The sequence below is a fragment of the Streptomyces sp. E11-3 genome (assembly GCF_046540415.1).
GTDB lineage: Bacteria > Actinomycetota > Actinomycetes > Streptomycetales > Streptomycetaceae > Streptomyces.
Genome location: NZ_JAZGRL010000142.1, coordinates 1 through 1816, shown reverse-complemented (window position 1 = coordinate 1816; position 1816 = coordinate 1). Strand labels below are relative to the sequence as shown.

Genomic DNA, 1816 nt, shown 5'->3' with positions numbered 1-1816 from the left:
CCGGGGCAGGGCTGGGGTGGCGGGATGGCGACGGAGAAAGGGGGGTGAAGGGGTTTATCGGCTCATCGTCACGCTTGCGAGGGAAAGGTGCCGTGAAGGGTGGTTCGCCGGGGATTCGGTGGGCAACTCTGGACTCGCGACGTCGTGAACATCGCTGAGGCGGTCGGCCAACTGCCTTGGTACAAGCCACACTTACCGGCACACGCCGGTTCTGGAGGAATTGACATGGCAAGCATCCGTACCGCTCGCGTGATCGCCGTCGCTGCCGCACTCCCGCTGACACTGGCGCTGTTCTCCGGCGTCGCCTCAGCCGACAACGGTGGCTTCGCGAACGACGGATCGAACGTCAGCGTGGCGACCATCAGCGGTAGCGGCGTCGGCGGCAACAACAGCGGCAACTCCGCGACCAACCAGCAGGTGGCCACCGGCTCCGGCGCGTCGAACCAGAACAACAACGCCCAGGTGAACGGCTCCGCCTTCACGGCGATCGACCAGTCGAACGAGATGACCACGGTCAACTTCACCAACCTCTGGTGAGGCGAGGCCTTCGGGGGGCGCCCGGAGGTCGTTCCAAAGGGGTGGTGTGAGGCCTGCGCGGCGGCACGATATGTGCCGCCGCGCAGCCGTGTGCGGACCGACCTTGACAGGGTCGAGAATCTGACGGACAGTCAGATGTCCGTTACCTGTTACCTGTTACCCGGTTTCGTACGAGGTCCAGGAGGGCCGCCGCCGTGCACCTCGCCCCCACCGAACGCCAGCGTCAGCTGCGCGCCGAACTCCGTGCGTACTTCCGCGCCGTGCTGCCGTCAGAGCGCGCCGCGTACGCCGACGGCCCGGAGGACCCCGCCGAGCAGCGCCGACTGCTGCGGCGCATCGGTGCGGACGGCTGGCTCGGGCTCGGCTGGCCCGTCGAGTACGGCGGGCAGGGGCGCGGCCCCGACGAGCAGTTCGTCTTCTTCGACGAGGCGTACCGCGCCGGTGCGCCGGTCTCGATGGTGACCCTGAACACCGTGGGCCCGACCCTGATGAAGTACGGGACGGACGCGCAGAAGGAGTACTTCCTGCCGCGCATCCTCAGCGGCGAGATCGTCTTCGCCATCGGCTACAGCGAGCCGTCGGCCGGCACCGATCTGGCCTCGCTGCGTACCCGAGCCGTCCGGGATCACCAGGACTGGCTGATCGACGGGCAGAAGATCTTCACCTCCAACGCGCAGAACGCCGACTGGATCTGGCTCGCCTGCCGCACCGACCCCGACGCGCCCAAGCACCAGGGCATCTCGATCATCCTGGTGCCGACCAACGCGCCGGGGTTCTCCTGGACGCCGATCGAGACCGTGGGCGGGCTGCTGACGACAGCCACGTACTACGACGCGATCCGGGTGCCGGGCGAGAACCTGGTCGGCGAGGAGCACGGCGGCTGGGGGCTCATCACCAACCAGCTCAACCACGAGCGGGTGGCGCTCGCCGCGATCGGGATGCAGGCCGAGGACGTGTACGCGAGTGCGCTGGCCTTCGCCCGTACGCCCGATCCCGTGACGGGGCGGCGGCCGGTCGACGCGCCGTGGGTGCGGGCCCGGCTGGCCGAAGTACATGCCCGGCTGGCGGCGACGCGCCTGCTCAACTGGCGTCTGGTGGGCGATGTGGGGGCCGGGACGCTGACCCCGGGCGACGCGAGCGGCGTGAAGTTCGCGGGAACCGAGTCGGTGGTCGAGGTCTATCGCATGTGCCAGGAGGTGGTGGGGGACGCCGGGTTGGTGCGCTCCGGATCGCCGGGGGGCTTCGGGGACGGGGAGCTGGAGCGGCTGAACAGGGCGGC

The 1816-nt window shown here is 69.3% G+C and carries 2 protein-coding genes; both read left to right on the top strand.

Features of this window, described 5'->3' with window-relative positions; genetic code table 11:
- Positions 1–225: 225 nt before the first annotated feature.
- Positions 226–537, top strand: a complete 312-nt coding sequence (locus U9R90_RS35910; protein WP_411061671.1) for a hypothetical protein — start codon at positions 226–228, stop codon at positions 535–537.
- Positions 538–731: 194 nt separating this feature from the next.
- Positions 732–1816, top strand: a 1085-nt coding sequence (locus tag U9R90_RS35905; RefSeq protein WP_411061670.1) for an acyl-CoA dehydrogenase family protein, incomplete at its 3' end; no start/stop codon positions are given.

What these genes read in the sequence shown, in the direction of transcription:
- U9R90_RS35910 (WP_411061671.1), top strand. Translation starts at nt 226, where the DNA reads ATGGCAAGCATCCGTACCGCTCGCGTGATCGCCGTCGCTGCCGCACTC.